Here is a 26,480-nt window from a genome sequence, read left to right as displayed (position 1 = left end):
CCTCCGCGACAAAGCTGATGTTAGTTACGTTGGTAACATAACATCAGTTCGCGATAAGAGCAGCTCAGCCGTGCATCAGCAGGAGCGACCGATCCGCGGTCGCGAGTTCGAGCCGGCCGGCGTCGACGGCGCCGTACGCGCCGATCGGGCCACTGGCCTTGCGGCCGTGCCGGTTGAGCCAGAATCCCCAGCCCGCGGGAGCATCCGGCCACTCGGGGTCGGGCTCCCAGCCGAGCGGCGGCCGCCAGGCGGCGGTCGGCGGCTCGGGCCAGCTGGGCGGTGAGTTGAATCGATGCACGGGTGGCCTTTCCCCAGAGATTCGGTGACATCCCCAGGAGATCCGATGATGATCAGCAGTTGTCTGACAGGTCAACGACCGGCTGGATCGAACGTCACGCCTAAATCTTGGTAAAGATTATTGGCTCGAGCGCTACTCTGGCTACGGCTGTGACCCTTGACATCTGCGGCTCACGGGCAGACGGTGAACTCAATCGATCGGCATCGTGGGGGGACCATGGATTCTGATCTGTGGAGCACGTCCTGTACGCCGCGGGAGATCGCGACGGGGGACTTCCAGGGATTGAGCGCGCGCGGGCTTTATCGCGTCCGGCTGGACCTGACCGGCATCGCCGGCGATCCGGCCAAACTGCACGAACTGCTGGTCGCGGTCCAGACCCTGCGACGGATCGGGATCCTGGTCGAGTACGAGATCGACCTGTTCGGCGGATCGCCGAGGTTCGCCACCGTCCGGGACAACGTGGCGCTGGTGCGCGCGATCGTCGCGGACGGCACGACGCCGGCCACCTTCACCGTCAGCCCAGGATCCGGGGGCAGCTCACCCTGGGTCGACGACTACCGGGAACGCGTCGGCGTCGCGGTCCAGCCGTGGCTGACCGGGCTGTCCGTCCAACTCGCGGAGGCATGGTCGGAGCTCGTCCTGGGCGAACGGCTGAAGCGGCGGCAGGACGGCGTCGCGGCGTACCGGATCGCCTTGCAACGGCTGACGCTGCGGAGCAATACCGAACTGCTGAACCTGGTCGCCGACAGCGCCCGCGAGTACGAGCTGACCGGCGACACCCAGCTGCTCGAGCACGACCTGGTCGCGCCTCGCGCCGGGCTGCTGACCGAGACATTGCTTGCCTTGAGCAACAAATTCCGGCTGAGCAACATCTCGGCGGGCAACGCTCAGGCGGCCAAACCGCTTTCGCTCAAGCGGGTCGGGTAGACGCCGGCCGCGATCGCCTGGTCGAGGGCGGCCAGCTGGGTGCAGGCGGCGGACAGTGCCTCGGTCTGCGTGCGGCAGCCGTCGACGTACCAGAACGGGTCGTCGGGCTGGCGGTCGTCGGCATCGTCGATGTCGGCGTACCAGCAGTCCATGCCGCCGCGGCAGTAGTAGTGCACCACGCGAACCTTGAGCTTCATGCGGTCTAGGACGTCCCCCATATCCACCATGGTTCCCTGCCGGCCGGAACCTGGCGAACCATTTGATCATGGTGTGAACTGTTTACGGCGGGTGTTCTATCGTTGTAAAACGGCACATGAAGTTCACCCGCCCCGCTGTGCTCACGCTGGCCGCCCTGGCCGCCGCCGTGCTGATGACTGGACTGCCGGCCGCCCCCGCGCCGGCGATGGAGAAACCCGTGGAGAACGCGGTGCTCGCTCAGACCTTCCGCAACCCGGTCAACCCGGGTGCCGATCCGTCGCTGTTCTACTACGGCGGCCGGTACCACGTGGCGACCACGACCGGCGACCACATCGGCATCTGGTCGTCACCGAGCTTGGCGACGCTACTGGTCGCTCCGGAGAAGGTGGTCTGGCGGGACTCCGACCCGAGCCGGAACACCCAGATGTGGGCGCCGGCGTTCCGGCACGTCGGCAACCGCTGGTACATCTACTACACCGCTTCCGACGGAGTGGACGCGAACCACCGGATGTACGTCCTGGAGTCAGCCGGCGACGACCCGACCGGGCCGTACAGCTTCAAGGCGAAGATCGCGGACTTCGGCCAGTACGCCATCGACGGCGAACCGATCACGCACAACGGTCAGCAGTACTTCGTCTGGACCGGTCCCGGTCGTGGTCAGGGTGGACCGGCGCAGCTCTACATCGTGCGGATGAGCAATCCGTGGACGGCGACCGGCTCCCGGGTCGCGATCCCCGCCAGCGGGGGTTGCACCGAAGTACGGGAGGGTCCGACGCCGTTGTATCGCAACGGGCGGACGTTCCTCACCTACTCCACCTGCGACACCGGGAAGCCGGACTACCAGCTGTGGATGAAGAGCATCGCGAACGGCGCTGACCCGATGGTCGCGTCGAACTGGGTCCAGCACGCGGGCCCGATCTTCTCCCGCAACAACGCGGCCGGGGTCTGGGGACCAGGGCATCACTCGTTCTTCCAGTCCCCCGACGGCACCCAGGACTGGATCGCGTACCACGGCAAGAACACCAGCACCTACACCTACGGCTTCCGCACCTCGCGGGTCCAGAAGATCAGCTGGAACGCCGACGGCACCCCGAACCTCGGCAGCCCACTCGCAGCTGGAGCCACCCAGACGCTGCCCTCGGGCGATCCCGGCGCCACCACCTCGGTCATCAACGACACCGACGTCGGCACCGGCCAGAGCCAGATCCAGTACGCCGGCAACTGGTCGTCCGGCTCCGGTTGCGGGAACCAGTGTTTCTGGAGCAACGACCACTGGAGCAACGAGGTCAACGCCTCGGCGACGATCCGGTTCACCGGCACCAAGGTCGCGCTGCTCAGCGTGGTGGACGTAGGCAACGGCATCGCCGGCATCTCCATCGACGGCGGCGCCGAGCAACGCATCGACTACTACAGCTCAATCCGCGTCGGCGAGCAGCTCGTCTACGTCAGCCCGACCCTGCCCGCCGGCCCCCACACCCTCAAGGTACGCGTCACAGGCGATAAGAACCCGTCATCCTCCAACACAGTCATCAGCCTGGACAGGATCGAGGTGTACTGAAGAGCCCGGACCGCCAACACTCACAAAGGTCGTTCGCTGGAGGACGCCGCCGCTCAGGACGACCGCGAAGGTGGCCCTTCGCGGAGCTTTGTGAGTGTGGGCGGTCCGGGGCTGTGGACAACCACCGACGCGCAGCGCCGGTTTCCTGCACCCTGGTGTGATGGCTGATGTTGTGGAGGTGCTGTCGCAGCGAGGCGGGAGTGCGGGCCTTTGCGGACCTGCGAGCTGCCGTGTCCGCGCGCAGTATCCGGAACGCGCTGCAGGCCGGCCAGATCCGTCGGGTGGCGAAGGGGGTCTATGCGGTCCCGGAGGCTCCGGCTGCGTTGACCGCGGCTCGGAGCCAGCGCGGGGTCGTTTCTCACCTCAGCGCCGCACAGCACTGGGGGATGCAGATGATCACTCCACCAACGCTGCCTCATGTCACGGTGCCGCGCGGGCAGGTCCGGTTGGCGACCGGGCAGAAGTGTTTGCTGCATTGGTCGGCCGCGCCGTCCATTGACGACGTCACCACTCCCACCCACACCGTTCTCGACTGCATCAGGAGCCTGCCCCTGGCAGAGGCTCTCGCGGTCGCCGATTCCGCCCTGCGCCAGGACATCGTCGACGCCGACGACTTGTTCGCCGCCGCGGCAGCATTGCGCGGGGCGCATCGGCGGCGGATCCGGGAAGTGGTGGCGCTGGCCGACCGGCGGGCCGAGTCGGTGCTGGAGTCAGCCCTGCGAGCGATTCTGATCGAGGCCGGCATCGAAGGATTCGAACCTCAGTACGCCGTCCGTGACGGTGACTTCTCAGCGCGCCTCGACCTCGGTCATCCGAGGCTAAGGCTCGCTCTCGAGGCCGAGGGGTTCGAGTTTCACGGCACCCGGCAGGCGCTCGTCAAGGACTGCCGCCGGCACGTGAACCTCAGCATCCGCGGCTGGACTCTGCTTCGGTTCAGTTGGGAGGACGTCATGTACGACAAGGACTGGGTGGCCGGGGTGGTTGGCGGGGCGACCGGACTTCCCCCACTCACAAAGCCGCTCCAGGTGGCCGCCTGACGACTCCGTTGAGCGTGCCGACGACCCTAGAACAGATCTTTGTGAGTGGGGGCGGTCCGGCACTAACCGTAGACCTCCAGCTCTACAACACGGGAATACGTCAGGCCTTCGTTGCTGGCCAGGGTGAGGATCCGGACCGCGGTGGCCGTGACCGGAGTGAACGTCGAACTGGTCAGGCCGGACATGTTGCCGCGGACCTGGGCGACTGCCTGCCAGCTGCCATTGACCTGGGCGACGACATCCCAGTCCTTCAGGCCGTACTTCGCTGCCGGGTACTGCTTGGAGTTGAGGGTGTAGAGGTCTACGCGGCCGACGGTCTGGGGCTGGTCGAAGGTGACTTGTAGCCAGTCCGGGAAGTTGCCTCGGGTGGAGTCGTTCCAGCCGGTGGTCTTGCCCCAGTGCTCTGAGTCGCGGTCGCCGTCGACCGCGCCGCAGGCCGGGTAGTTGGGCAGGTGCTCAGTGGATGCGGTCACGGGGACGAAGCGGGCGAGGTTGCCGGTGGTGTCGACCGGCGCCTCGCCGACCTCGACGGGCAGAGTGAGTTTCTGGTCCCCTGCCTTGATGGAAATCGCGTACTTGCCCGGCGCAGTCCCGCGAGGAGCGTTGACGTCGATCCGGACCTTGAGCGTGTAGCCGGGTGGCAGGTAGCTCGACACCAGGCTGCGCGACAGTGTCAGCGGGGTCGCCGCCTCGAGGAACGCATCGGCGTACACGGCGGTTTTTCCGGTGTTGCCGAAGCGGAGCTCGAAGCCCTGCTTGGCGCATGGCACCGGAGTGACGGCGACTTGGGCGACGTCGGCGGACAGGGTCAGACCTCGTTGGACAGAACGGTCTGCGACGGCCGGGCCGGTGGTAGCGATCCCGGCGACCACGGCGACTATCAGGGCAAGCGTGCGGCTTCTCATCGCTCCTCCAGACCAGGATTGCCGGCTTCCACCACGAACGAGCGGACCGTCGAGATCGGCGCTCCTGGTTTGTCGACGTAGGGCACCATCCGGCAGTCGACCTGGAGCTGCGAGTCGTCGAAGCGGAGGACGGAATAGCCGCGGCGTTCGTCGACGAACTTGAGGTGCGGGTTGCCGTCGAGGAACTTCTGCCCGTTGGCCGACACCGGTACGCCGTTGCCGCCGCTGCTGAACGAGGTCGGCACGATCTCCACGCCATAGGTCTGCGAGTCGGGATCGGCGAAGTCGCGCTTCATCTCCAGCGCGTACCCCGCGTGCACATCGCCGGTCAGCACGACGGGATTGCGGTGCCGGTTGGCGGCGAGCCCGTCGAGCATCACCTTCTGCTCGGCGCCGTAGCCGTCCCAGGCGTCCATGTTGTAGAGATCCGCCGGCGTGGGGTCCAGGTCCATCCGGCTCATGATCACCTGGTTGGCCAGCACGTTCCAGGTGGTGCGGGAACGGTTGAGGCCTTGCAGGTACCACTGCGTCTGCTGCTGGCCGGCCAGTACACGCGCCGGGTCCCGGCGAGCAGCGGAGTCGACCTTCCAGCCATCACCGGATGCCTGGTCCGACCTGTACTGGCGTGTGTCCAGCACACTTAGCTCCGCCAGCCGCCCGAAGGTGAAACGCCTGTAGAGCTGGTAGTTCGGACCTTGTGGTGCTGGGCCACGCAGCGGCAGGTGTTCCCAGTACGCGCGGTACGCGTTGGCCCGGCGTACGAGGAAGTCTTCTACTGGAGCGTTGGACTTGGACACCGCCGCGGCATAGTTGTCCTGTACTTCGTGGTCGTCCCAGGTCGTGATCCAGGCCGCGTTCTGGTGGGCGGCCTGTAGGTCGGGGTCGGACTTGTAGAGCGCGTACTGGAGCCGGTAGCGGTCCAGTGTGTCCGCCTCGGTGCGGAACTGGCTGGGCACCGGTGTGGTCACGTTGCGGAGGCCGCCGGCGGCGGAGATGCCGAACTCGTAGATGTAGTCGCCCAGGAACACCACCGCGTCGACGTCCTCGTTCGCCAGGTGCCGCTGTGCCGTGTAGTAGCCGTCGGTCCAAGCCTGGCAAGAGCTCACACCCAACGTGAGCTGTCCGCCTTGCTGGCCGGGCGCGGGCGCAGTACGGGTTCTGCCTGTCGGGCTGAGGTAGCCGTCGACTCGGAAGCGGTACCAGTAGTGGCGGCCGGCCTCTAGCCCTCGTACGTCGACGTGCACGCTATGGGCGAACTCTGGTCGGGCAGTGGCACGACCGGCGCGCACCACACGCCGGAAGTGCTCGTCGGTGGCGACTTGCCACTCGACTCCCACCTCCTTGTACGGCGCTCCGCCGAGCGGCTCGTAAGGCTTGGGCGCCAGGCGGGTCCAGATGACGACTGCATCCGGCAGTGGGTCGCCGGAGGCCACGCCGAGGGTGAACGGGTTGCCGGTGAGGCCACCGGACCCGCCACTGCCGATCGCTGTGCCTGGCAGGTTGGTACCGAACGCCACCGCGGTGGCGGCGCCGGTGAGGGTGAGGAAGCGACGCCGGGCCAGCCTCACCGCGGGTCGGAGATTCTCGGTCACGTGATCAACCCTTCAGTCCGCTGGAGAATCCGCGGATGACGTAGCGCTGGAGGACCAGGAAGACGAGCAGGATGGGCAAAGCGGCCAGTACGAGGCCGGCGGCGACCAGGCCGTAGTCGGAGGTGTACTCGTTGACGAAGGCGAAGACCCGGACCGGTACCGTCTCGCGGCCGGAGCCGCCCAGGTAGAGCAGCGGGGTGAAGAAGTCGTTCCAGATGTGCACCGCGTTGAGGATCAGCACGGTGCCCGTGATCGGCCGGAGCAGCGGGAAGATCACATGCACGAAGGCCTGCAGGTGGGAGGCGCCGTCGATCAGCGCCGCATTGGTGTAGTCGGCGGGCAGCGAGCGGATGAAGCCGGTGTAGAGGAACACGGTGAACGGCAGCTGGATCCCTGTGTAGAAAAGGATCATGCCCTGGTAGGTGCCGAGCAGGCCGAGATCGTTGACGAGCTGGTAGAGCGGGATCATGCCCAGCTGGAACGGCAGGATGATGCCGACCAGGAAGAGGATGTAGAGGCTGTAGCTCAGCCTCCCGGCCTTCCTGGCCAGGAAGTACGCCGCGAGCGAGCCGAGCACGATCAGCGCCAGCACGCTGGCGACCGTGATCAAGGTGCTGTTGAGCAGAGCGGAGCTGAGCGACGCCGACTCCCAGGCGGTACCGAAGCTGCCCACCGAGGGCGGATCCGGCAGCGACAACGGCTTGTTCGCGATCTGCTCCGGGTCTTTGAAGGCCAGCGTCACGAGCGCGTAGACGGGGAACAGGAAGGCGACGGCGAGCGCCACCATCACGATCTCCAGCACGAACGTGCGCGGGCGGTACCTGGTCCTCATGCTGCCGTCTCCCGGGAACGCAGATAGGCGAGCTGGATGAACGAGACGGCGGCGACGAAGAGCGCCAGCACCAGCGCGACCGCGGTGCTGTAGCCGAACTTCCCGAACACGAACGCCTGCTTGTAGAGCACGGTCGACAACGTGTCGGTCGCGTAGCCTGGACCGCCGTTCGTCATCGCGATGATCTGGGTGAACAAGGTCAGACCGCCGACGGTCGACAGCATGACGTTGATCGTCAGCGCCGGAGCCAGCAACGGCCAGGTGATGTGCCGGAACCGGGCGGCGGTGCCGGCACCGTCGACCATCGCCGACTCGTGTAGCTCTTGCGGGACGCCTTCGAGGCCGGCCAGGAAGATCACCATCGAGTAGCCCGCGCACTGCCAGATCACCGTGAACGCGACCGACCAGATCGCGATCGACGGATTGCCCAGCCAGTCCTGCCGGAGTGCGCCGAGCCCGACCGCGTTCAGGGCCGCGTTCAGGCCCGCGTCCGGCGCCGGGTTGTAGACGTACTTCCAGAGGAAGGCCACCATCACCGGGCTAACCACCATCGGGGCGAAGAAGATCACCCGCAGGATCATCCGGCTCTTGATCGTGGTGTGCACGCCTAGCGCGAGCAGCAGACCGAGACCCGTCTGCACCACCACGATCGCCGCGGTCAGCAACAGGGTGTTGCGGATCGCGCCGAGCGCCTGGTCGTCGTGGATCAGCTGCTGGAAGTTGGCGAGCCCGACGAAGGACCGCTGCTCCCCCACACCCGACCAGTCGGTGAAGGCCGACCCCGCGCCGACGATGCTCGGATAGAGCATCACCAGCGCGTAGACGACCAACGCCGGCGCCGCGAACAACCACGGCGGCGCGATGCCACTCCGGCGACCCGCTCGTTTCGCCGGCGTCTGGGGCTTGGCAGCTGGCGGCGTGATGACTGCCGTCATGCCGTCTTCTTGTAGGCGTCGTCCATTTTCTTCAGAGCGCCTTCGACAGTGGTCTTCCCACCCAGCAGCTCTTGTACTACGGCGAAGTGCGTCGGCTGGACCTCGGCGTTGGGCCAGCGCTGGTCCATGAACGGGACGGCCTTGTCATCGGCCAGGTAGGGCAGGAAGGGCTTGAGCACCGGGTCGACCTTCGCCTCGCCTTCGGAGTACAGGGGAACGCAGGCGACTGCCTCGGCCCAGGCGTTGATCTGTTCGGGCTGCCCGCAGAACTCGAGGAACTTGCGCGCCTCGTCGGCCTTCTTGCTCTTCGCGCTGACGCCCAGGCCGACCACGATGCCGCCGGGGATCCAGTTGTCGGCGGCGACGTCGGTCGCCGGGAGCGGGAACATGCCGAGGTCGTCGGGTGACGGCGCGGCCGCGCGGTAGGCCTGCAGGACGGCGGAGACCTGGACGGCCATCGCGGCCTTGCCGGTGCCGACCATCGAGGTGGCCTGCTCGTACGTCGTACCGTTCGGGTTGTCGTTGAAGAAGCCGCGCTTCTGCAGTTCGAGGTACTTGTTCATCGCGTCGGCCCAGCCGGAACCGGCGAAGGTCTCGGACCCGGCCGCCATCTTGTCGTCGAAGTCGGGCTGCTTGGCGTAGACGGTGCCCGGTACGAGCGCGTAGTTGATCAGCTGAGTCACCCAGGGCGTCTGGGCGCCGAGGGCGAGCGGGATGATGCCCTTCTTCTTCAGGGTCTCGCAGACCGTGAGCAACTCGCTCCAGGTGGTAGGGATCTCCACCCCGGCCTTGGCGAACGCCTTCTTGTTGTAGATCGCGCCGAGCACGCTCGTCCCCGGCGAGAAGATGTGCGTCTTGCCATCCTGCTGGTAGGCGCCCTTGAAACCAGCCGGGATCTTCTGGGTCCAGGCCTGCTCGCTGAGGTCCGCGAGCAGGTTGGCCTTGCTGAGCTGGACCATCGACATCGCGCTGCCGTTGCCGGGGTAGACGGCATGCAGGTCCGGCGCGTTGCCCGCCGCGAGCTGGGCGCGGAGAGCGGTCTGCAGCTGGTCGGCCGGCGAGAAGGACAGGTTGAACTCGAACGAGCCGTTCTGCTTCTTGTACTCGTCGAGCGCCTTGCGCAGGCCGGCCTCCTGACTGCCCGCGCCGATGACCTTCAAGGGGCCGCTGCTGCCGCCGCTCGAGTTGCCACCACCGCAACTCGCGAGGGCGCCGGCCGCCGCGGCGCCACCCATCAACTGCAGGAGTCGCCGCCGGCTGAACGGCGTACGGATGATCTCGGATGCCACGGTTCCTCCTGAGCCCGGGGCGCTGAGGCCCCGCGGGAAATATCACCGCTGGATGTGAACAGAACGTGAAGAAGTGTTATATTCCCCACTCGGCGTAAGCTACGAAGAGCCGAGACGGCCTGTCAAGGGTTCGCGGGTCACCGCTTGAAAGGATTCAGTAGGGCCGCGCTGGTAGTTGCCTGAGAAGATGGCGGGGTGCCTGAGACCACTCGTGCCCTGCTGACCGCGCAGGCCGCCGCCTGGCAGCGGATCCTGGACCACCCGTTCGTCTCCCGGACCTCCGCCGGCTCGTTGCCCAAGGCCACCTTCGACCGCTGGATCGCCGAGGACTGTTTTTTCGTCCGGTCCTTCCAGCGGTACCTCGAAACGCTCTCCGCGGTGGCCCCTGACGACGAGGCCAGAAAGGTCCTCGCCGGCGGGCTGGCTGCGCTGGCGCCAGAGCTCGCGCTGTTCGAGCGGGCGGCCGCCGAGCGAGGTGTCGACCTCACCGCTGAGCCCTCGCTGCTCAACCTGGGCTACTCGTCATACCTGTTCACCTCTGTCGAGGAAGGTTGGCCTGTCGGCATCACCGTGCTCTACGCCGTCGAGAAGGCGTACTACGACGCCTGGGCCTCCGTGCGCGACACGACCGGAGCCGATACGCAGTACGCGGGTTTCATCGCGAACTGGTCGTCGCCGGAGTTCGCGGCGTACGTCGATCAACTGGCCGGCCTCGTCGATCGCGAGACGCTGACGCCGGCGATGACCCTGGCCTTCGACCGGGTACTCCGCTTCGAGATCGCCTTCTGGGATCTGGTGTCGGCGTGAAGACCCCGGTCCTGGTCGTCGGCATCGTGCTGCTCGGAATCGCCGGCGCAGGCGCGGGGTACTACGGCGGTCTGCTGACTGAGCCCGGTCCAACCCCGATCGGCGTCGCTGCCGGGCCACTGGCGACGGGGCAGGAGCCCACCAAGACGCCGTCGGCCTCGCCGTCCATCCCGTTGTCGCGAAAGACGCCGAAGCCGAGCACCATCTCGCCGTTGCTGGCCGACGACCTGCGGTTCAAGACGCGCAACTTCTCCGTCGAGGGGACGACCGCGGAGCAGGTCCGGCTGTCGATCAAGACGCCGTCGAACTGGCAACTGACGTCCTCGCCGAAGACCCCGGACGAGGTGAAGTACCTCGACCCGCTGAAGGAACGCGCGGTTCGCGTGCAGTCCGGGTTCCCGCCCGACAAGTCCGTGCTGCAGTCGCGGCTCGAGATCGTCAAGGGACTGCTGGAGAGCCAGCCGTACCAGAACGACGTACAGATCAAGTTCCAGGGTGAGAGCCAGGTCGAGGGCGACGACGGCCGGATGCGGATGGTGTCGACGCTGGTCTACACCTACATCCCGATCGACGTCGTCCGCTACGTGATCGTCCGCTGGGTGGCGACCGGGGACGACGACAAGGCGACCGTGGAGATGAGCATCGCCGGGCTGCCGCAGGACGTGAAGGCGCTGAACGAGGTCCTCGACCAGGCCACCCGGTCGGTGAAGTTCCGCGACTGACCCGGGCGGTACGGCCCGATCGAGCGATCTGTGGTCGAGGCCGAACCTTTTCCCGGTTTACGGTGTCCAAGGACATATCGGGGGCGGACCGTGAGGAGGGGTGGTCGTGACCGGCAGGGGGTTCGGACGCGCGCTGCTCGGTTCTGGCCTGCTCGTAGTCACTCTGCTGGGGGGAGCAGGGGGCTACGGGCTGGGGCTGCTGACGACTGACCAGCGGGCATCGGCGGGTGTCGCCGCCGCGCCACTTGCGCCGGCCGCTTCGGCCAAGACGACCACGCCGCCGCCCAAGAAGCTCATCCCGGACGACAGCGAGCCGCTCCAGGCGGAGGACATCCGCTACAAGACCCGCGAGTTCACCGTGATCTACAGGCTCGAGTCGCGGGTCAAGGTGCGGGTGCCCGGTAATTGGGACCCGGCTCTGCAGGATCCGCCGAAGGAGATGCGGTTCAACGAGCCGGCCCGGAAGCGCTTGGTCCGGATTCAGGCCGGCTTCACCATCGAACGCCCGCCCGAGGAGTCGATGGACATCCGGATCGGCGTCCTGAAGGCACTCTCAGCGGACCAGATGGTCACGATCAAATCCCGCACGGTCGATCCGGTCACGCAGCACGCGACGTTGGTCTACACCTACGCGGAGAAGTTGTCGCTCCGCCATGTGATCACCCGCTGGGTCGCCAACAAGGACGGCTTATGCGCTTTCGAGATCGGTGTCAGCGGACTGCCGCAGGACAAGGCCGCGCTGGAAGAGATCCTCGACCGCGCCGCCGAATCAGCCACCCGCTCCGACTCGCCACTCAACTAGCTCGGGTCAGCGGGGCCAGATGGTGCGGAAGATGGCTGAGCGCAAGCGGTAGAAGCGGCGGCGGCTCGACTGGACCAACGCAGGGGACGGCCGGAGCCGGTCGGCGACAACAACTCTCACGGGGATCCTTCAGCTCGAAAAGGTGACCGAGTCAGCCACCTTGATGGCCGTATCCCTCTCGGCTCCAGGCACGTGCACCTGGATGAGCATCGAGCGGCCAACCCCCGTGGTGACTACTCGCTGCAACAGCGTAGTACCGTGCAGGCAGTTCTCCGAAATCTGGTCCAGGACGGTTACGTCGCCGCCCTCGGACGTCGGCGCGGCCTGGCCGACGTTCTTGCAGCCGTAGCTCCCCGGATCGGGGAGCAGCTTCGCCGGTTCGGCGCTGTGGTTCATCAGCCCGACGAACACGCCCGGAGTGTCACTGCCGGAGCGGGTCCACCCATCGTCCTGGCTGACCCGCAGGGCCGGCTGGTCCGCCTGGGCGCCCGGCGGACGCCAGGTCGACGTGGCGATCACGGTGGCCCACTCTCGTGGCAGCTCAACCGTGAAGTTGTCCTTGCTCACCTTGGCGAACTGCTCCGACTCGACATACCGCTGAACGCCGAACCCGGCGCTGGCTCCGACGATCAACGCGACCAGCGCGGCCACCACCCAGCGGCCCCGGCGGCGCTTGGGCTTGGCCGGCGCAGCTTCAGCCTGCTTCGGGGCGTCGGCCGCTGCCTCACTTCCGGCTGTAGTCGCGGCTCCGGCAGCTGCCTCTGTTCCGGCTGTAGTCGCGGCTCCGGCTGTAGTCGCGGCTCCGGCTGCAGTCGCGCTTCCGGTAGCTGCCTGGCTTCCGGCTTCGGCTGTGGTGGCTTCATCGCCCTCGGCGGCGGGGTTGCCCGCTGCGTCAGCCGCGACGGTCGTGGCGCCGCCGGACTTGATGACTGTCGGTGCGTTGGAGTCGCTCAGGGCGGTCTTCTCGCCCACCTCGGTCTCGTCCGTCGCCGTAGTCGGGCGCGCGGCGCCCGGGAGCGCAGTACCGGCTGGTGCGGCGCCCGGCGCGAAGCTGTGGGTGGTCTCGTTGAGTGCGCCGACCAGCTCGCGGGTGAAGGAGGCGATGTCCGGCCAGCGCTTCTCGCGGTCGGGGTCGAGCGCACGGACGATCGCCGCATCGACCTTGTCCGGGATGTCGAAGCCCAGCGAACTCGGCGGCGGCGCGGCCTTGACCCGCCCGGCAGCGCCCAGGCCGTCCACCTGGTGCGGCGAGCGCCCGGTCAGCGCGGCATAGGCGACCGCGCCCAGCGAGTACTGGTCGGCGCGCTGGTCGAGCCGCTCGCCCATCGCCTGCTCAGGTGCGACGTACGACGGAGTCCCGCCGGGCATAGTGATCCTCGACACCTCGTCGAGGGACTTGCCCAGGCCCAGGTCGGACAGCACGGCCCGCTCGCCGTCGTCGTCGGTACTGCGGAAGAGCACGTTGGCCGGCTTCACATCGCGGTGCAGCAGCCCACGCCGGTGCAACGCCTGCAGGCCGCGCCCGACCTGGACGATCACCCCGACGGCGGCATCCAGCTGCAGCGGCTCCTTCTTCAGCCGGTCAGCGAGCGTACCGCGGTCGGCGTACGTGAGCACCAGGAACGGCCTGCCGTCCTCCAGTTCCCCCACGTCGTGGACCTGGACGACATGCTCGGACTCGACCCGGCGCAGGAATCGTCCCTCCTCGAGGAAGCGGCGCCGGACCGAGTCGTCGTGAGCCCAGTTGTCGGCCAGCACCTTGACCGCCACCTCGGCGTCGAGTTGCTCGTCGTGAGCGAGCCATACCGTTGCGAAACCGCCTGAGCCCAGGCGGCGGCGCACGACGTACCGGCCTAGTCTGGATGGGACCCCCATACAAGGCATTATGGAGTACTGGGAGTCCCACGCCCTGGGGACCGTGACAACGAAGGCGCAGATGAGCGAAAGCAGCAGTCCGACCGACGACCTGGCCGTCCTGGCCGAGCGTGCCGCCGGTGGTGACAAGAACGCGATGGACGACCTGCTCCGACTGGTCCACCCGCGCGTCCTGCGGATCTGCCGCAGTGTGCTGCCGTACTCCGCCGACGCCGAGGACGCGGCCCAGGAGGCGCTGCTCAACATCGCCACCAAGATCCACACCTACTCCGGCCGGAGCAGCTTCTCGACCTGGGTGCACTCGGTCGCGGCCAACTCGGCCCGCTCGACGTACCGCAAGCTGAAGCGCACCGCGCAGGCGGCCCACAACCCCGAGCAGATGGACCGCCCGGACCCGAGGACCACCAGCGTGATCGCCGGCACCCGCCTGGACCTCCTGGAAGCCCTGGAGACCCTGGAGCGCGACCGCCCGCAGATGGTGACCCCGCTGGTCCTCCGAGACGTCTACGGCCTCTCCTACGAAGAGATCGCCGCCGAGGTCGGAGCCCCCCTCGGCACCATCAAGTCCCGCATCCACGACGCCCGCGAGGTAGTCCGCCCCCTCCTCCGCCCGAAGGACTGATGGCAGCGGCCCGTCAGCGATCCTCGCGAGGGGCTGCCGCTGGCGGGTTCGGTGTGCTCAGATGGGGGGCATGAAGAAGCTCATCAACGAACCTGCCGATGTTGTGAGTGAAGCGTTGCGTGGGATGGGGGCGGCGCATCCGGATCGATTGAAGGTTGATCTGGAGAATCGGATCGTCTATCGCAAGGACGCGCCCAGGGCTGGGAAGGTCGGGCTGATCTCGGGTGGTGGGTCCGGGCATGAGCCGATGCACGGCGGGTTCGTCGGGCTGGGGATGCTCGACGCCGCGTGTGCGGGTGAGGTGTTCACCTCGCCGGTGCCGGATCAGATGATGGCCGCGACCAAGGCCGTCGACACGGGTGCCGGGGTGCTGCACATCGTGAAGAACTACACCGGCGACGTGATGAACTTCGAGATGGCCGCCGAACTGGCCGCCGCCGACGCCGGTACCGAAGTACTGTCCGTCGTCACCGATGACGACGTCGCAGTACAGGACAGCCTCTACACCGCTGGACGCCGTGGCGTTGGCGTGACCGTGCTGCTGGAGAAGATCGTCGGTGCCGCGGCGGAGGAAGGCCGGCCCCTGCAGGAGGTCGCCGACCTGGCCAAGCGGGTGAACGACAACGGCCGCAGCATGGGGATGGCGCTGACGTCGTGCACCGTGCCGGCCGCGGGCAAGCCGACCTTCGAGCTGGCCGAGAACGAGATGGAACTCGGCATCGGCATCCACGGCGAGCCCGGCCGGCAACGGTTGCCGCTGGCACCGGCCAAGGAGATCGCCGCGATGCTGGTCGATCCGGTCCTCGGCGATCTGCCTTACCAGCAAGGCGATTCGGTGATTGCCTTCGTCAACGGGATGGGCGGGACACCGCTGCTCGAGCTCTACTTGATGTACAACGAGGTGCAGCAACTGCTGGACCGCGCGGGCATCACAGTGGCCCGGTCGCTGGTCGGCAACTACATCACCTCACTGGAGATGGCCGGTTGCTCGGTCACCCTGCTGAAGGTGGACGACGAACTGGTACGCCTCTGGGACGCGCCAGTGAACACCCCCGGCCTACGCTGGAACGCGTGAGCATGGGAGTCGAGAACTTCACGAACTGGCTGCGCGACGCCGCGAGCACGCTGCACGAGAACGCGGCGTACCTGACCGAGCTGGACTCGGCGATCGGCGATGCCGACCACGGCAGCAACATGGATCGCGGGTTCGCGGCGGTGGTCGCGGTGCTGGACGAAGTGTCCTTCGAGTCGGTCGATGAACTGATGAAGAAGGCCGGGATGACGCTGGTCAGCAAGGTCGGCGGAGCGAGCGGACCGTTGTACGGGACGTTCTTCCTGCGCTTCGGGACGGCACTGGCGGGCGCGGAGATCACGCCCGCGACGGTCGGCGAGGCGCTGAAGGCGGGCGTCGGCGGCATCCTCGCGCGCGGCAAGGCGGAGCTTGGCGACAAGACCATGTACGACGCCTGGGCACCCGCGCTCGACGCGTACGACGATGCTGTCGCGGGCGGGGCCGATCTCGGTGGGGCGCTCGCGGCGGCGGCCGAGGCGGCTGCGAAGGGGCGGGATGCGACCACGCCGCTAGTGGCACGCAAGGGACGAGCGAGCTACCTCGGCGAACGCAGCGCGGGTCACCAAGACCCCGGAGCCACCAGCACAACCCTCCTGCTGGAATCCGCTGCCCGCACACTGGCATGACGTCGAACGCAGGACCGCCTGACGCTGGACGCGATGCGGTGGTCGCATGATTGGGATCGTGGTCGTATCGCACAGTCGGGCGCTGGCTGAGGCGGTTGTTGGGCTGGCATCCGAGATGGTTGCCGAGGGCGACCGGCCGGTGATCGCGGTGGCGGCCGGGCTGGACGAGACGACGTTCGGGACGGATGCCGCGGCGGTGGCCGAGGCGATCGCGGTGGCCGACAGCCCGGATGGCGTGCTGGTGTTGCTCGATCTGGGCAGTGCGGTGTTGAGCGCCGAGATGGCCTTGGAGTTCGTGGATCCCGAGGTCGCCGAGCGGGTGAAGCTGTCCAGCGCGCCTTTGGTTGAAGGGCTTGTGGCGGCGGTGGTGACGGCATCGACCGGCGCGACCCTGGACGCAGTACTGGCCGAGGCTTCGCGCGGGTTGGCGGGCAAGCAGGATCACCTCGGTGATGCCGTCTCGGAAACCTCACCGACCGACGATGCCTCGGACCACGTCATTGAAGTTGCTGTTAGCAACGAGCATGGACTGCACGCCCGGCCCGCGGCGAAGGTGGTCGGGTTGGCGCAGAAGTTCGAAGCCCGGGTGACACTGACGAATCTGACCACCGGCAAGGGCCCGGTCGACGCGGGCAGTCTGAGCATGGTGGCGACGCTCAACGTCCAGCAGGGCCATCGACTGAGGGTCGGCGCGAGCGGGCCGGACGCGCACGAAGCTTTGGCGGCGCTTGGTGCGCTCGCTGATCGCGGCTTCGACGACGTACCGGTAGCCACGACCCCGGCCGCAGTTGGCAAGAGTGGATCCGGGCTGGATGTGGCGATCGGGCCGGCGATCGTTGCTGACCAAGAGATCGACCTGAGCGGATACCAAGCAGATGATGCCGACGTCGAGCGGCAACGCTCGAAGGATGCGCGACGGACCGCTGAGGTGCAGTTGATCGCGCTGCGGGACCAGACAGCCGCGACGGTCGGCACCGCGGAAGCCGCGATCTTCGATGCCCAGTTGGCGTTGCTGGACGACGCGGTGTTGCTCGACGCCGTGTTGCACGCCGACAAAAGCGCGCCGGACGCCTGGAAGTCGGCGATGGATGAACTCGCCTCGACCTTCGAAGGGCTTGACGATCCGTACCAACGCGAGCGGGCTCAGGACGTCCGGAGCGTCCGCGACCGGGTACTGCGAGCTCTGGTGGGCGCGGTTGAAGCGAGCCCGGCCGATGGCGGTCTGCTCGTAGTACGGGAGCTGGATGCGGCCACCGCGGCCAGTGTCGACGCCGAGCGGATCGTCGGGGTTGCCGTGCGGGCGGCCGGGACTACCGGGCACGGGGTGATCGTCGCTCGGTCCCGCGGAATCCCTGTCTTCACTGGGATCGGCGACGTGGCGGTCCCGAGCGGTGCACTCGTCGCCTTCGACGCACGCGCTCACGAGTTCGTCGTCGACCCCGCAGACGGCGGCAAGAGATTCCGTACTGCGCTACGCGAGCGCGCCGTCGAACGGGAAGTGGCTCTGGCGGAGGCCGAGCAGCCGGCAGTGACCGTGGACGGCCAGACGATCGCAGTACTCGCAAACGTTGGGTCGGTGCAGGACGCGCTGGATGCGCGTGGCGCCGACGGATCCGGGCTGGTGCGGACGGAGGTGCTGTTCGGCGACCGGCGGGTGGCGCCGACCGTGGACGAACAGGTCGAGGCGTTCCGGGCGATCGCGGCTGCCCTCGATGGGAAGCCGATCACGATCCGCACCTGGGATGTCGGTGGGGACAAGCCGCTCGCGTTCCTGCCTCAGGGGCGCGAGGCGAATCCGTTCCTGGGTGAGCGTGGGATCAGGGTGTTTCGACGGCAGCCGGAGCTGCTGCGGGATCAGCTGCGGGCGATCTGCCAGGTGGCGGCCGAGACGCCGGTCCAGGTGATGTTCCCGATGGTCACGACGGCCGAGGAGGTCGCTTGGGCCCGTGAGGAGCTCGCCGCGATCGGTGCGCCGGAAGGGCTCAAGGTCGGGATCATGGTCGAGGTGCCGGCCGCCGCGTTGAGAATTGCCACGCTGGCTGACGGGCTCGACTTCGTCAGCATCGGGACCAACGACCTCACGCAGTACACGACGGCCTCTGACCGCGGGAACAGCGCGGTCGCCGGGCTCGCCGATGGGCTGGATCCGGCAGTCCTCCAGCTCATCGATCGAGTGGTCCGCGGAGTCCCCGCGGGCGTCGAGGTCGCCGTCTGCGGAGACCTGGCAAGCGACCCCGACGCGGCCGTCCTGCTAGCCGGACTAGGCGTCCACGAGCTGAGCGCTGTTGGCCCACAGGTCCCCACCATCAAGGCCCGCCTCCGCAAAACCAACCTGGCGAACGCCACCAAACTCGCCGCCAAGGCGCTCCAGCTCGACAGCGCAGCGGCCGTTCGCGCCCTGACTGGATAAAGGGCCGGACCGCCACCACTACCGAACCTCCCCAGCGAACGCTTTCCCACGGCGTGTCGCAGCGCCAGCACGGGTTACGTAGTGCTGGCGGTCCGCGGCGGCGTCGAGATCAGCTGTAGTAGCGGAGTTCGACCAGGTTGTAGCCGTTGGTGCTGGTCGCCTTGGCCGGTAGGTCGTAGGACTCGCCGGGCTGGAGGTAGGTGACGTCCGGGCTGTCCAGATCGAGGTCTACCACCAGTGTGGGGTGCACACCCGCGATCCAGGTGTAGGTCTCGCCCGCGTCGGGGGTTACGTGCAGGACCTGAACGTCCGGGTCGTCGATGATCACCTTGGCCGGGACCTCGCCGATGGAGGCGAAGCTCCCCTCGCCCATGGCGGAGCTGGCGTACGGCTCGCCCGACGCCTCCTCGCCCAGGTCCAGCAGCTCGATCAGGCGGTTCAGGTACGGCGAATCGCCGTCGTTCGTGAGCATGTGAACCGGGGAAACCGGACGGTATACCGAGCCGCCGATGGTCTCGCTGAGCTGGCGGGCCGGGCTGCCGTCGAGCCAGTCCATGTGGCACGGCGACGTCGCCAGGCACAGGACGACGTACGGGTTGTGGTGGAGGTGCCAGCCCTGTGCCTCGCCGGGCGCGAGAGAGACCTCCCAGACGCGGACGCGGGAGTTCTCCAGGAGCACCCGGGTGCCGATCTCTCCCAGCACGACCTCGGTGCCGTCGGGGGCCTGGACGGTGGTGCCTGCGGTCATCGTGCGTCTCCGTTCTGATCAACTGCGCGTTCCATCGCTACTGCGGGCAGGACGACGCCGTCTGGCATCGTCAGCTCGGCGGGCTCGACCTCGGTGAAGCCGAATGCCTTGTACAGCCGGCCCGGCCAACCGCTGCTGTGGCTCCACGCCGCCAGGCTATTTCAGCTACCGGATGCATCCACGACCAGGTCCACGCCGGACGGTCATCGAGTCGAGGACAAACCTGCAGGTTGCTGCAATGTGGGCGGGGTGAAATGGACCGTGCGGGTGCCGGACATGTGTGGGGTATGACGCAGACACCGACAAGGGCCCGACCGGGGCCGGTCAGGGAGGCGGGCGTGGGCGACGGACCGCGGGACCGCCGGCGGGAGAGGTTCGAGCAGTTCTTCGCGGCCAATCGCGAGGCAGTGCTCGGCTACCTGCTCCGCCGGACCGGGAACCGGCACGACGCCGCCGACCTGCTCGCCGACACTTTCCTGGTCGCCTGGCGCCGGCTCGACGACGTCCCGCCCGGCGACCAGACCAGACCTTGGCTGTACGGCGTGGCGAGGCGGGTGCTCGCCAACCATCTGCGCGGCGAAGGCCGTCGCCACGCCTTGGCCGACCGGCTCCGCAGCGAACTGGCCGAGCCGGACGAACCGGCCCGCACGCTTCCCGACGACTCCCCCGCCGCCATCGCCTTCCGGTGCTTGCCCGAGCAGGACCGGGAGCTGCTGTCCCTGGTGGCTTGGGAAGAGCTCGACACCGCCCAGATCGCGATCACGCTCGGCATCACGCGCAACGCAGTACGGATCAGGTTGCACCGGGCCAGGAAGCGGTTCGCCAAGTTGCTGACCGCCCCACTGGCCAACCGATCCCTGGTCTCACTGAAAACTGTTCACCCTGAGAGAGGGGTCTCCCATGAAGACGCATGACATCGACGCGGTGACCCGCGGGCTCAACCCCTCCCCCGGCACCTCGGTCAGTGAGAGCGCCTGGGCGGAACTGTCCGACGGCATCACCGCCACCGTCGAGGACACCACCCGGGTCACCAAGCTGGCCCCACGCCGTACGCCGGCCCGTCCGCGGCTGGCGCTGGTGGCCGCCTGCACGCTGCTCATCGGCGGAGTGGTCGCCGCGGCCGTGGTGGACCGTCCGGGGCAGGACCTTCCGCAGGCGCTGTCCGTGACGGATCAGGGCGAGTGGCTGACCGTCCGGGTGGTCGATCAGTACGCCGACCCCGAGGCCTACAACCAGCAGTTCAAGAAGCTCGGGCTGGACATCAAGGTGCGGATGGTGCCCGTCGCGCCGACAGCGGTCGGCAAGTACGCGACCTTCCTGTACTACGACGGCAGCGACGGGACGAAACTCGGGCTGCTCAAGCCGGGCGAGAACTGTCCGAGCACGCTGAACGCGAGCGACCCCGGTTGCCAGTACGGCGTCGAGGTGGGCAAGAAGTTCAAGGGCAAGGCCGAGATCATGTTCGGCCGGGCCGCCAAGCCTGGTGAGCTGTACCAGTACATGCCGAGCGAATCCAACGCTCCTGGCGAGGAGCTGGCGGGCATGGCGTACAAGAACAAGCGGGTGGCCGAGGTACAGAAGCTCATCGCGGCGCGCGGCGTCACCGTCGGGAGCTACCTCAACTCGAAGACGGAGCTGGTCGACGGCGTCACCACCGCCAAGGAAGTCGACCCGGCACCGGGTGACTGGTACGTCCACGAGGCTCGGCCGCAGTCTCCGGGAGTCGTCCAGCTCTGGATCGGCTCCGAACCCGCAAAGTAGCCGCCGAACTCCCGCCGGGCCTCAGGTCCGGCGGGATCGGCGCGTGGGGGCCTTGGCCCAGCGCCACGTCACGGCGACCCAGGCCAGCGCCGGCAGGCCGAAGATGGCGGCGGCGATCTCGCGGCCGAAGACGAGGAACACCAAGCCGGTCAGGAAGAACGGCAGTGCCATCCAGACGGCACCCACGAACGCGGCCCAGCGCCAGCGCCCTGGCTGGCGTGGTTTCGGCGCGTAGAGCGCGGGTTGCGGAAGACCGTTGAAGGCCGGCTGAAGATCGGCGTGGGTGACGGCTTCGTTGACGATGTCGACGCGGCGGTGCAGCTCGACCTCGTCGAGGCGCCCGATCGCGAACTGCTCGGAGAGCTCGTCGATGCTCACCCGGCGTTCCTCGTCGGTCAACCGAACCGGCTGCAGCCGTCGGCGCGCGGCAACCGCCCGAGCCTCCTGGCCCGCGGCTGCGGCCATCCCGGCCAGGTTCGCCAGATCAGCTCTCGGCCGAGGCTTGTACCGATCGGTCATCCTCACACCCCACTCCCTCTACCCGAGTGTGCCAGGCAGGAGGGCGACACCCAACCGATCAAGCCACCAGCAACCGCTCCCGAAGCTGGTCGAGTTGCTCGAAGGTGAGCCCACTGTTGGTGAGATAACCGGCCACATCGGTCGACCCGAGGAAGGCGACCATCGCCAGACACGCATCCGCACAATGCGCCTCAAGCACCTCCGCCCCCATCGCCTCTTCCCCGGCGCCGGGGTGCTCTTCGTAGTACGCGTTCATAGTCCGCACGGCAAGCTCATAGTCATCCAGAATCTCCGCAACCGGCGTACCAACGAGCGCAAGCAGCATCGCGACGATCATCCCGGTGCGGTCCTGGCCGGCCTTGCAGTGCACGAGCACGCCGCCCGGCGGCGCATCCGCGATCCGCGCGAACACCGAGGTGATCAGCCCGGGCCAACGGCGCAGCGCCTCGCCGTAGTACGCCGGGGTGTCGAGCCGCTCACCCCACACCGCCATGAAGTCGGCGTCCTGCTGATCCTCGACGGGATGGTGATGCACGACATCGAGCACCCGTACTTCGAGCCGCTCGTAGTCGTTCCGCAGGTCGATGACGGTGCTGACCCCGGCATCGGCGAGCGGCTCACGTCAGCCCAGCGCCGCCGGAAGGGTGGCTGTCCAGGTTTCGCGGAGGTCGGTGAGCGAGACCTCGAACTGGTCCTGGACGTCGAGGGATTCGCCGGTTACTACGCCGATCTTGGTGTGGGGGAAGCGGCGGGCGGTGCACATGTCGGTGAAGCGGACCTCTTCGGTTCGCGGTACGGCGACGACGGCGCGGCCGGCTGATTCGGCGAAGAGGAACAGGAACGGGTCGAGGCCGTCCGGGGCCCAGACGCGGGCGCCGGTGCCGCCGCGGAGGGTGGATTCGACCAGGACCTGAGCGACACCGCCGTCGCTGACGTCGTGGGCGGCGTCGATCAGGCCGTCGCGGGACGCGTTGATCAGGATGTCCGCGAGCTGCGCCTCAACCGCCAGGTCGACGGCCGGCGGGCGACCACCCAGGTGACCGTGGATCACGTGCGCCCACTCCGAACCGGACAGCTCCTCCTCGGTCTCGCCGAGCAGGTAGAGCTGGTGGCCCTCCATCTCGGCGGTGAAACCGATCGGGGTCCGCCGGGTGACGTCGTCGATGACCCCGAGGACGCCGACCACCGGCGTCGGCAGGATCGGCGTCTCGCCAGTCTGGTTGTAGAACGACACGTTGCCGCCGGTGACCGGGATACCCAGCTCGATGCAGCCGTCGACCAGGCCGCGGATGGCCTCGCTGAACTGCCACATCACGCCCGCGTCCTCCGGCGAACCGAAGTTGAGGCAGTCCGTGACGGCGGCCGGCCGCGCGCCCGTGGTGGCGACGTTGCGGTACGACTCGGCCAGCGCGAGCTTGGCGCCGGTGTACGGGTCGAGCTTCGCGAAACGGCCGTTGCAGTCGGTGGAGACCGCGACACCGAGGCCGCTGGTCTCGTCGACGCGGATCATCCCGCTGTCCTCGGGCTGTGCGAGCACCGAGTTGCCGAGCACGTACCGGTCGTACTGGTCCGTCACCCACGACTTGTCGCACAGGTTCGGCGAAGCGATCAGCTTGAGCAGCGTGTCCCGCAGCTCTTCGCCAGTGGTTGCCCGCGGCAACTTCTCGGCACCGTCGGCCTGCAGCTCGTCCTGCCAGGCCGGCCGCGCGATCGGGCGCTCGTAGACCGGTCCGTCGTGCGCGACGGTCCGCGGCGGTACGTCGACCACACGCTCGCCGTGCCAGTCGATCTGCAGCAGCCCGGTGTCGGTGACCTCACCGATCACGTCGGCCTGCACATCCCATTTCGCGCAGATCTTCAGGAATTCCTCGACTCCTGCCGGAGTGACGACCGCCATCATCCGCTCCTGCGACTCGCTCATCAGAATCTCTTCCGGAGCAAGGGAAGCGTCGCGTAGCGGCACCTTGTCGAGCGACACGTGCATGCCACCGTCGCCCGCGCTGGCCAGCTCGGAGGTCGCACACGAAAGCCCGGCGCCACCGAGGTCCTGGATACCCTCGACGATCCGCGCCGCGAACAGTTCGAGCGTGCACTCGATCAGCAGCTTCTCCATGAACGGATCACCGACCTGTACTGCGGGGCGCTTGGTCGGGCCGCCGTCGGCAAACGTCTCGCTGGCGAGCACGGAGACGCCGCCGATGCCGTCGCCACCCGTCTTGGCGCCGTACAGGATGATCTGGTTGCCGATGCCGGTCGCGTTCGCCAGATGCAGGTCCTCGTGCCGCATCACGCCGACGCAGAGCGCGTTGACCAGCGGGTTGCCCAGGTACGTCGAGTCGAAGACGACCTCGCCGCCGATGTTGGGCAGGCCCAGGCTGTTGCCGTAGCCGCCGACGCCGGACACGATGCCGGGCAGTACGCGCTTGGTGTCAGGGGCGTCCAGCGGGCCGAACCGCAGCGGGTCCATCACCGCGACCGGGCGCGCGCCCATCGCCAGGATGTCGCGGACGATGCCGCCGACGCCGGTCGCCGCACCCTGGTAGGGCTCGACGTACGACGGGTGGTTGTGCGACTCGACCTTGAAGGTGACGGCGTAGCCCTCGCCGATGTCGATCACGCCGGCGTTCTCGCCGATCCCGGCGAGCATCTTGCCGGCCGGGGTCTCCTGCGGGATGTCACCGAACTTCTTCAGGTGCACCTTGGAGGACTTGTACGAGCAGTGCTCGCTCCACATCACCGAGTACATCGCCAGCTCGCAGCTGGTCGGCCGCCGGTCCAGGATGTCGCGGATCCGCTGGTACTCGTCCGGCTTCAGCCCGAGCTCCGCCCACGGCTGCTCCACGTCCGGCGTACTGGTCGCGTTACTGACGGTGTCGGTCGACACTTGATGACTCCTGAACTAGGTGGGACTCGGGTGAAACGGTAGCGGCCAGCAGGTGGGCCACTAACAAGGGCAGGGTGAAGCCGGTCATGATCGCGGGCAGGGCGACCCCGGCGTCGTTCAGCAGCATGCCGACCAGACCGCAGGTCGACAGTGCGAGCAGCGTCGGCCGAACCATAGGCCGGCTGGCGTAGAAACGGCGGTAGCTCTCGAAGGGGACCTTGTCCGGCCACACGGTCGCGATCATCGCCAGTACGACGCCGGCGAGCATGAACCAGCCGGCCGGCGACTGGAAGAACCCCAGCGACATCTGCAGCTTCCGGATCAGCACATCGCCCACGTCACCGTCGAGCAGCCGCTCCACGAAGGTGCCAAAGTGGCTGCGCTGGTCCGCCGGCCGCAGGTAGTCCAGGAAGGCGACAGCGGAGACAGCAAGCACTCCCGCAAGGCCGATGCCGACCACTGCCTTCAGCGTGATGCCGCCTCGCCAGGTCAGCCACGCCATCAGCAGTACTGCGGGCGTCAGCGCGATGATGCCGCCGAAGTCGGTCCCCCAGCCCGGCTTGCCGTCCACGATGATCGCGAGGCCGCCGATAGCCAGTACCGCGAGCGCCGCCTTGACCCGGCTCTGGTCCAGCAGCCGCTGGGCGACCCAGCCGGCCGTGACGAGCGCAGCGACCGCCAGGGTGGCGAAGGTGGAGTTCCCGAAGCCGTAGAACCGCCCACCGATGACCGGGCCGTCAGTGAACATGCTGCCGAACTGCAGCGGCGTCCCCAGCATCCCGTCGGCCAACAGGATCAGGTAGGCCGCCAGCAGGATGCCCAGGCCGGCCCATTGCTTCAGCACCGCCCGGGCCACTCCGGCAAAGGCCGCGCTGATCGCAAGCACCACGAAGTACAGGGAGAGGCCTGGATCCGGCCAGCGCCACCAGACGGTCGCCGTGGAGAGGAAGACGGCGATGAAGAACCCGCCCTGGGCCAGCATGGTGAATTCACTCGTGCTCCGGGCCCGTCGGCTGCGGGTCTTGAGGAACCAGCCGAGGGCGGCCAGCTGCGCCACCAGCAAGGTCATCGCGACGGCGACCAGCATCGGGCGAGGGTGCTCGAAGCGCTCGTTCGTGTCGAGGCGGTCCTCGATCACGGCGGCTGCATCCGTGTGCCGGTCGCCGGTGAAGTGGATCTCGTTGCCGTCGAGCGGGCCGGATTCTTCGGCGCCGGCTGGGTCGACGGGCTTCGCTGCGCCGCGCAGTACGGTCGCGGTGAGGTCGGTGAGCTGGATCAGGCCTGGCCGGCGAGTGGAGTCGCTGGTCAGCCAGCGCGGGCCGTCGTCCGGCGGGAGCTGCATCGCGACCAGGGGCTCTTGGTGGGCATTGGCAGCCGACTGGCTGATGCCGACGAGCAGGACCCAACCATCGGCAGCACGGGCTTGGGCAACCAGGTCGGCGACCTTCTTGCGGGCTTCCTCCCGGCCTTCACGCAGCGGCAGGGCACCGGCGTCGATGATCGCGTAGCCGCAGGCAGGACTCGCCAGCTTCGCCTGGTCGAGCTGGGGCTGCCAGTTCTCGACCGTGCCGTCGGTACGGGCGAGGGCGACAGCAGCACCCGGGCCGAAGCCGCAGATGTTGTTTCGGCTTCGGCTCTCCGCAAGGCGGCCGATGGGCGCGCCGGTGTGGTGCTCGGCCTGGCGGTCGACGTACGTCTGCCAGTTCTGCACCTTGCCGTCGACCACACTCGGCAGGTCACCGCACTGCTGGTCAGGGACGCTGCCCCAGGCACGAGTACCGGCACTGATCGTCAGCCAGCCGTCGACCGGACAGGTGTGCGGTCCGGCGGTCTTCACGGTGATCGAGCCGACATGCGACTGGTCGACCAGCGCCGTCAGCTCAGGCGAAGCCTGCACGTCGTACCAGCTCAGCCCCGGAACACCGATCACAACAACCTTCGCCAGCAGGGCTTGCGGGTCCTGCGGCCGAACGGCCGACGCAGTACCGGCGGAGACAGCACCGGCTGAGGTCGCAACCGCGGCGGCTAGGAACAGGGCGCGGGCCAGGAAGCGCCGCACCC

The 26,480-nt window shown here is 67.8% G+C and carries 24 protein-coding genes and 1 pseudogene; 12 read left to right on the top strand and 13 right to left on the bottom strand.

Translation table 11 applies throughout. The annotated features are described in order from the left end of the window. Nucleotides 1–64: 64 nt before the first annotated feature. Nucleotides 65–298 carry a hypothetical protein gene (locus A3ES_RS0136675; protein ID WP_020391824.1) on the bottom strand — a complete coding sequence of 78 codons (234 nt, stop codon included), beginning with the start codon at nt 296–298 and terminating at the stop codon, nt 65–67. Between the two features lie 216 nt (nt 299–514). Between A3ES_RS0136675 and A3ES_RS0136670 the strand changes: the two genes are divergently transcribed. Beyond that, a complete protein-coding gene (locus tag A3ES_RS0136670; RefSeq protein ID WP_020391823.1) occupies nt 515–1,225 on the top strand; it encodes a hypothetical protein in 711 nt (236 codons plus the stop codon). On the opposite strand, the gene A3ES_RS0136665 is transcribed toward A3ES_RS0136670, so the two are convergent. Then, nucleotides 1,186–1,422 (bottom strand): hypothetical protein, encoded by a 237-nt coding sequence (locus A3ES_RS0136665; RefSeq protein ID WP_020391822.1) that lies wholly within the window; start codon nt 1,420–1,422, stop codon nt 1,186–1,188. The two genes, A3ES_RS0136670 and A3ES_RS0136665, sit on opposite strands and share 40 nt — an antisense overlap. A gap of 116 nt (nt 1,423–1,538) precedes the next feature. Between A3ES_RS0136665 and A3ES_RS0136660 the strand changes: the two genes are divergently transcribed. Both A3ES_RS0136660 and A3ES_RS49705 read left to right on the top strand, forming a co-directional pair. Next, on the top strand, nt 1,539–2,981 hold the full coding sequence (locus tag A3ES_RS0136660) for a family 43 glycosylhydrolase (protein ID WP_020391821.1): 1,443 nt from the start codon (nt 1,539–1,541) through the stop codon (nt 2,979–2,981). 230 nt (nt 2,982–3,211) lie between these two features. Continuing rightward, nucleotides 3,212–4,018, top strand: coding sequence for a hypothetical protein (locus tag A3ES_RS49705; protein ID WP_202806673.1), 807 nt, complete (start codon nt 3,212–3,214; stop codon nt 4,016–4,018). A gap of 62 nt (nt 4,019–4,080) precedes the next feature. Here the strand turns inward: A3ES_RS49705 and A3ES_RS0136650 are convergent, their stop codons facing one another. The 5 genes from A3ES_RS0136650 to A3ES_RS0136630 are packed head-to-tail and all read right to left on the bottom strand — an operon-like array spanning nt 4,081 to nt 9,571. Continuing rightward, nucleotides 4,081–4,923 (bottom strand): discoidin domain-containing protein, encoded by an 843-nt coding sequence (locus A3ES_RS0136650; RefSeq protein WP_026163542.1) that lies wholly within the window; start codon nt 4,921–4,923, stop codon nt 4,081–4,083. Beyond that, on the bottom strand, nt 4,920–6,515 hold the full coding sequence (locus A3ES_RS0136645; protein WP_020391818.1) for an alkaline phosphatase D family protein: 1,596 nt from the start codon (nt 6,513–6,515) through the stop codon (nt 4,920–4,922). Before A3ES_RS0136645 ends, A3ES_RS0136650 begins: the two co-directional genes overlap by 4 nt. 4 nt (nt 6,516–6,519) lie before the next feature. Beyond that, on the bottom strand, nt 6,520–7,347 hold the full coding sequence (locus A3ES_RS0136640; protein ID WP_020391817.1) for a carbohydrate ABC transporter permease: 828 nt from the start codon (nt 7,345–7,347) through the stop codon (nt 6,520–6,522). Continuing rightward, on the bottom strand, nt 7,344–8,282 hold the full coding sequence (locus tag A3ES_RS0136635; protein WP_020391816.1) for a carbohydrate ABC transporter permease: 939 nt from the start codon (nt 8,280–8,282) through the stop codon (nt 7,344–7,346). Before A3ES_RS0136635 ends, A3ES_RS0136640 begins: the two co-directional genes overlap by 4 nt. Continuing rightward, entirely contained in the window at nt 8,279–9,571 is a 1,293-nt protein-coding gene (locus A3ES_RS0136630) for an ABC transporter substrate-binding protein (protein ID WP_020391815.1), read from the bottom strand. The genes A3ES_RS0136635 and A3ES_RS0136630 overlap by 4 nt, the downstream gene beginning before the upstream one ends. Nucleotides 9,572–9,766: 195 nt before the next feature. On the opposite strand from A3ES_RS0136630, the gene A3ES_RS0136625 reads away from it, so the two are divergent. The 3 genes from A3ES_RS0136625 (at nt 9,767) to A3ES_RS0136615 (ending at nt 11,902) form a co-directional block, all read left to right on the top strand. After that, nucleotides 9,767–10,378, top strand: a complete 612-nt coding sequence (locus tag A3ES_RS0136625) for a thiaminase II/PqqC family protein (protein ID WP_020391814.1) — start codon at nt 9,767–9,769, stop codon at nt 10,376–10,378. Further along, complete coding sequence (locus A3ES_RS0136620) at nt 10,375–11,100, top strand: hypothetical protein (protein WP_020391813.1); 726 nt, start codon at nt 10,375–10,377, stop codon at nt 11,098–11,100. The genes A3ES_RS0136625 and A3ES_RS0136620 overlap by 4 nt, the downstream gene beginning before the upstream one ends. 106 nt (nt 11,101–11,206) lie before the next feature. After that, nucleotides 11,207–11,902 (top strand): hypothetical protein, encoded by a 696-nt coding sequence (locus tag A3ES_RS0136615; protein ID WP_157630948.1) that lies wholly within the window; start codon nt 11,207–11,209, stop codon nt 11,900–11,902. Nucleotides 11,903–12,031: 129 nt separating this feature from the next. On the opposite strand, the gene A3ES_RS51885 is transcribed toward A3ES_RS0136615, so the two are convergent. Beyond that, on the bottom strand, nt 12,032–13,777 hold the full coding sequence (locus tag A3ES_RS51885; protein ID WP_237745160.1) for a serine/threonine-protein kinase: 1,746 nt from the start codon (nt 13,775–13,777) through the stop codon (nt 12,032–12,034). A gap of 61 nt (nt 13,778–13,838) precedes the next feature. Between A3ES_RS51885 and A3ES_RS0136605 the strand changes: the two genes are divergently transcribed. The 4 genes from A3ES_RS0136605 (at nt 13,839) to ptsP (ending at nt 18,507) form a co-directional block, all read left to right on the top strand. Next, nucleotides 13,839–14,399 carry an RNA polymerase sigma factor gene (locus tag A3ES_RS0136605; RefSeq protein WP_040456388.1) on the top strand — a complete coding sequence of 187 codons (561 nt, stop codon included), beginning with the start codon at nt 13,839–13,841 and terminating at the stop codon, nt 14,397–14,399. A gap of 70 nt (nt 14,400–14,469) precedes the next feature. After that, complete coding sequence (gene dhaK, locus A3ES_RS0136600) at nt 14,470–15,474, top strand: dihydroxyacetone kinase subunit DhaK (protein ID WP_020391809.1); 1,005 nt, start codon at nt 14,470–14,472, stop codon at nt 15,472–15,474. 2 nt (nt 15,475–15,476) lie between these two features. Continuing rightward, a complete protein-coding gene (gene dhaL, locus A3ES_RS0136595; RefSeq protein WP_020391808.1) occupies nt 15,477–16,097 on the top strand; it encodes a dihydroxyacetone kinase subunit DhaL in 621 nt (206 codons plus the stop codon). A 46-nt stretch (nt 16,098–16,143) separates the two neighbouring features. Next, a complete protein-coding gene (ptsP, locus tag A3ES_RS0136590) occupies nt 16,144–18,507 on the top strand; it encodes a phosphoenolpyruvate--protein phosphotransferase (protein WP_020391807.1) in 2,364 nt (787 codons plus the stop codon). A 109-nt stretch (nt 18,508–18,616) separates the two neighbouring features. Here ptsP and A3ES_RS51880 read toward each other — a convergent pair whose 3' ends face one another. Continuing rightward, nucleotides 18,617–19,255, bottom strand: a complete 639-nt coding sequence (locus A3ES_RS51880; RefSeq protein ID WP_020391806.1) for a cupin domain-containing protein — start codon at nt 19,253–19,255, stop codon at nt 18,617–18,619. Nucleotides 19,256–19,593: 338 nt separating this feature from the next. On the opposite strand from A3ES_RS51880, the gene A3ES_RS0136580 reads away from it, so the two are divergent. Together A3ES_RS0136580 and A3ES_RS0136575 are read left to right on the top strand one after the other, a co-directional pair. Further along, on the top strand, nt 19,594–20,169 hold the full coding sequence (locus A3ES_RS0136580) for an RNA polymerase sigma factor (RefSeq protein ID WP_020391805.1): 576 nt from the start codon (nt 19,594–19,596) through the stop codon (nt 20,167–20,169). Then, nucleotides 20,156–21,016: a hypothetical protein gene (locus tag A3ES_RS0136575; protein ID WP_020391804.1), complete on the top strand. Its 861-nt coding sequence runs from the start codon at nt 20,156–20,158 to the stop codon at nt 21,014–21,016. The genes A3ES_RS0136580 and A3ES_RS0136575 overlap by 14 nt, the downstream gene beginning before the upstream one ends. 21 nt (nt 21,017–21,037) lie before the next feature. Here the strand turns inward: A3ES_RS0136575 and A3ES_RS0136570 are convergent, their stop codons facing one another. The 4 genes and pseudogenes from A3ES_RS0136570 to A3ES_RS0136555 all read right to left on the bottom strand — a co-directional run bounded on the left by A3ES_RS0136570 (nt 21,038) and on the right by A3ES_RS0136555 (nt 26,478). Continuing rightward, entirely contained in the window at nt 21,038–21,535 is a 498-nt protein-coding gene (locus A3ES_RS0136570; protein WP_020391803.1) for a DUF1707 SHOCT-like domain-containing protein, read from the bottom strand. 58 nt (nt 21,536–21,593) lie between these two features. Next, nucleotides 21,594–22,139 (bottom strand): annotated as a pseudogene (locus A3ES_RS51875) (tyrosine-protein phosphatase); the annotation flags it as partial. Between the two features lie 18 nt (nt 22,140–22,157). After that, the gene (gene purL, locus A3ES_RS0136560; RefSeq protein ID WP_020391801.1) at nt 22,158–24,419 is read right to left on the bottom strand and encodes a phosphoribosylformylglycinamidine synthase subunit PurL; all 2,262 of its coding nucleotides are present in this window, start codon (nt 24,417–24,419) and stop codon (nt 22,158–22,160) included. After that, nucleotides 24,397–26,478 (bottom strand): hypothetical protein, encoded by a 2,082-nt coding sequence (locus A3ES_RS0136555; protein WP_020391800.1) that lies wholly within the window; start codon nt 26,476–26,478, stop codon nt 24,397–24,399. The genes purL and A3ES_RS0136555 overlap by 23 nt, the downstream gene beginning before the upstream one ends. Between the last annotated feature and the right edge of the window lie 2 nt (nt 26,479–26,480).

Origin of the sequence: Kribbella catacumbae DSM 19601 (assembly GCF_000372465.1) — a bacterium.
Classification (GTDB): Bacteria; Actinomycetota; Actinomycetes; order Propionibacteriales; family Kribbellaceae; genus Kribbella; species Kribbella catacumbae.
Note: the sequence above shows the minus strand (reverse complement) of the source record. Positions and strands in the feature narration are given on the sequence as shown.